This window comes from Pseudoflavonifractor sp. HCP28S3_F10, from assembly GCF_052065415.1.
GTDB lineage: Bacteria > Bacillota > Clostridia > Oscillospirales > Oscillospiraceae > Pseudoflavonifractor_A.
The window spans coordinates 1-3,092 of sequence record NZ_JBQHUB010000055.1; the positions used below are offsets into that span (position 1 = coordinate 1).

4 protein-coding genes are annotated in these 3,092 nt (G+C 62.5%); all 4 read left to right on the top strand.

Annotated elements, in window-relative coordinates:
• The first annotated feature begins 293 nt into the window (after window positions 1–293).
• The 4 genes from ACTNBZ_RS14180 (at window position 294) to nifU (ending at window position 2,904) form a co-directional block, all read left to right on the top strand.
• On the top strand, window positions 294–503 hold the full coding sequence (locus ACTNBZ_RS14180; protein ID WP_441210910.1) for a hypothetical protein: 210 nt from the start codon (window positions 294–296) through the stop codon (window positions 501–503).
• Window positions 504–660: 157 nt separating this feature from the next.
• Window positions 661–1,083, top strand: a complete 423-nt coding sequence (locus tag ACTNBZ_RS14185; RefSeq protein ID WP_441210912.1) for an RrF2 family transcriptional regulator — start codon at window positions 661–663, stop codon at window positions 1,081–1,083.
• 218 nt (window positions 1,084–1,301) lie between these two features.
• Entirely contained in the window at window positions 1,302–2,489 is a 1,188-nt protein-coding gene (nifS, locus tag ACTNBZ_RS14190) for a cysteine desulfurase NifS (RefSeq protein WP_441210914.1), read from the top strand.
• On the top strand, window positions 2,479–2,904 hold the full coding sequence (gene nifU / locus ACTNBZ_RS14195) for a Fe-S cluster assembly scaffold protein NifU (protein WP_441210916.1): 426 nt from the start codon (window positions 2,479–2,481) through the stop codon (window positions 2,902–2,904). The genes nifS and nifU overlap by 11 nt, the downstream gene beginning before the upstream one ends.
• Window positions 2,905–3,092 lie beyond the last annotated feature (188 nt).

The following is a 3,092-nucleotide window of genomic DNA, read 5'->3' on the forward strand; positions in this document are numbered from 1 at the left end:
TCAAAGGAGCCGTTTTTATGGAATTCAGCCATTGTTACAATGCGTATTTCCACTGGAGCACCGCGGCGCTCCAGTGGAAGGTGCAAGGTTTTTGGACAATTTAGTCCAAAACCTTGCACTTGAACAAAGCTAATGAGCCTTGCAAGCCTTGGCTTTCAAGGCTTGCGGCTTTGTTCAGTACGCATTATAATACGATTGATCGGTTGGGCCGCGCTGCGGCCCTGTGAAACCGGCTGGAACCATGCTGCGCCAGAGCCCGGAACGGAGCGGCGGACGGGAAGTGAGGTCACGCAATGCTGTTCAAAAAGGATATGGAGCCCCGCTGCGCCTACTGCGCCCGGGGGACCCAACTGGAGGGGAACGCCATCCTCTGCAAGAAAAAGGGCGTGGTGGAGGCCGGAGGACATTGCCGTGCCTTCCAGTACGACCCGCTGAAGCGGGTGCCTCCCCGCCCGGCCGTGCTGGACCTGAGCCGGCTGGAGGACGAGGATTTCTCCCTGTAGCGGTGTGAGCCCCGGAGCCGGAAACCCGGCTCCGGGGCTTTTGCACAGTCCGGCCGCCTTGAATTCCTACCGCTTCTGTCGTATAATATAGGACAATGGATCATAGGCGCCGCGCGGCGGCGCACACCGGCAAAAGGACTCTAGAGAGGTGAGGACCATGAAAATTTCCACCAAGGGGCGGTACGCCCTGCGGGTCATGATCGACCTGGCGGCCCATCAGGACGACGGCCTGATTCCGCTCCACGAGATCGCGGCGCGGGAGGGGATCACAGTCAAATACCTGGAACAGATCATTGCCCTGCTCAGCCGGGCGGGCTTTCTCCAGAGCGTGCGGGGCAAGAGCGGCGGCTACCGCCTGATGCGCGCCCCCGAGGAGTATACCGTGGGGGAGATCCTGCGGGCCACTGAGGGCAAGCTGGCCCCCGCCGTGTGCGTGGAGGGGGACGGCCATCTCTGCCAGCGGGACGGGAGTTGCCCGGCCAGGGACTTCTGGAACGAGTTCTATGACACCATCAACACCTTCCTGGACAGCAAGACGCTGCGGGATTTGACGCCGGGCGGACATAGTCACAGAAGTTGAAAAATAACCTGTTGTTTTTCAACGGACAGGCGCTGCCCGCCGGCATGATATTCCTTTTGAACTTCTTTGATGATAAGCGCTGACCTGTGGGGCAAAAATAAATATGAAGATATGGCATTTCCCGCTTGACAAAGAAGATAGAAGTCTTTATAATTCATATTAAACAAGTAGGAATAATGGGGATTAAAATATAACGAGTTCCGCAAGGAGGTTTTGCTATGTATGTATACGCGGACAACGCGGCCACCACCGCCATGAGCGACGCCGCAGTCCGGGCCATGCTGCCCTATTATAAGGAAATCTACGGAAATCCGTCCAGCCTGCACAGCGTGGGCCAGCGGGCGGCCGAGGCCCTGGCCGACGCCCGCGCCCGGGTAGCCGCCTGCCTGGGAGCCCGTCCGGAGGAGATCTACTTCACCTCCGGCGGCAGCGAGGCCGACAACCAGGCCATCCGCTCTGCCGCCCTGCTGGGCGCCCGGAAGAACAAGCGCCATCTTATCTCCACGGCCATCGAACACCACGCGGTGCTCCACACCCTGAAAAAGCTGGAACGGGAGGGCTTTGAGGTCACCCTGCTGGACGTGGGACCGCAGGGGATCGTCACGCCGGAGGCGGTGGCCGCCGCCATCCGGGAGGACACTGCCCTGGTGACCGTCATGTATGCCAACAACGAGGTGGGCACCATCCAGCCCATTGCAGAGATCGGGGCCGTCTGCCGGGAGCGGGGCGTTCCCTTCCACACCGACGCCGTGCAGGCAGTGGGCCACCTGCCCATCCGGGTGGAGGAGCAGAACATCGACATGCTCTCCCTCTCGGCCCATAAATTCCACGGTCCCAAGGGCGTAGGCGCCCTCTACTGCCGGAAGGGACTGACCCTGCTGCCCTTTGTGGAGGGCGGCGCCCAGGAGCGTGGCCGCCGGGCGGGCACCGAGAACCTGGCCGGCATCGCCGGTATGGCCGCCGCGCTGGAGGAGGCCACGGCCCACCTGGAGGAGAACGCCGCTTACGTCTCCGGCCTGCGGGACAAGCTCATCGACGGCCTGTCGAAAATCCCCCACAGCAGGCTCAACGGCGACCGGGACCGCCGGCTGCCCGGCAACGTGAACTTCTGCTTTGAGGGCATCGAGGGTGAGAGCCTCCTGCTGCTGCTGGACGCCAAGGGTGTGGCGGCCTCCTCCGGGTCGGCCTGTACCTCCGGTTCCCTGGATCCCAGCCACGTGCTGCTGGCCCTGGGCCTGCCCCACGAGGTGGCCCACGGCTCCCTGCGGCTGACCCTGAGCGAATACAACACCCCCGAGGAGGTGGACCACATCCTGTCCGTGGTCCCCGGCGTGGTGGACTATCTGCGCGATATCTCTCCCGTGTGGGAGGAACTTGAAAAAGGAGTGAAGGCACATGTTATATAGTGAGAAGGTCATGGACCACTTCCAGCATCCCCGCAACCTGGGCAAGATGGAGGACGCCGACGGCATCGGCGAGGTGGGCAATGCCAAGTGCGGCGATATTATGAAGATGTATATCAAGGTGAAGGACGGTATTATTACCGATGTGAAGTTCAACACCTTCGGCTGCGGCTCGGCCATTGCCACCAGCTCCATGGCCACCGAACTGGTGAAGGGCAAGCCCATCACCGAAGCGGTGAAGCTCACCAACCAGGCGGTGGTGGAGGCCCTGGACGGTCTGCCTACCCACAAGATCCACTGCTCCGTGCTGGCTGAGGAGGCCATCAAGGCGGCGGTCAAGGATTACTATGACCGACACGGCATTTCCTATGACGAGAAGGAGCTGGAGAGCGCCCCGGAGTGTCCCTGCTGCCACTGAGATGAAGAACATCAAGAAGTCCGCTGTTTCCAAAGGGAAACGGCGGACTTTTCTGTTTGGCGCATGAAACCGGAAGTGGGGGGGGGGGGGGGGGGGGGGGGGGGGGGGGGGGGGGGGGGGGGGGGGGGGGGGGGGGGGGGGGGGGGGGGGGGGGGGGGGTGGGGGGGGGGGGGGGGGGGGGGGGGGGG

Bases quoted from the DNA above. Each gene is read 5' to 3' on its own strand.
- nifS (WP_441210914.1), top strand. From the start codon at position 1,302: ATGTATGTATACGCGGACAACGCGGCCACCACCGCCATGAGCGACGCC.
- ACTNBZ_RS14185 (WP_441210912.1), top strand. From the start codon at position 661: ATGAAAATTTCCACCAAGGGGCGGTACGCCCTGCGGGTCATGATCGAC.
- nifU (WP_441210916.1), top strand. From the start codon at position 2,479: ATGTTATATAGTGAGAAGGTCATGGACCACTTCCAGCATCCCCGCAAC.
- ACTNBZ_RS14180 (WP_441210910.1), top strand. From the start codon at position 294: ATGCTGTTCAAAAAGGATATGGAGCCCCGCTGCGCCTACTGCGCCCGG.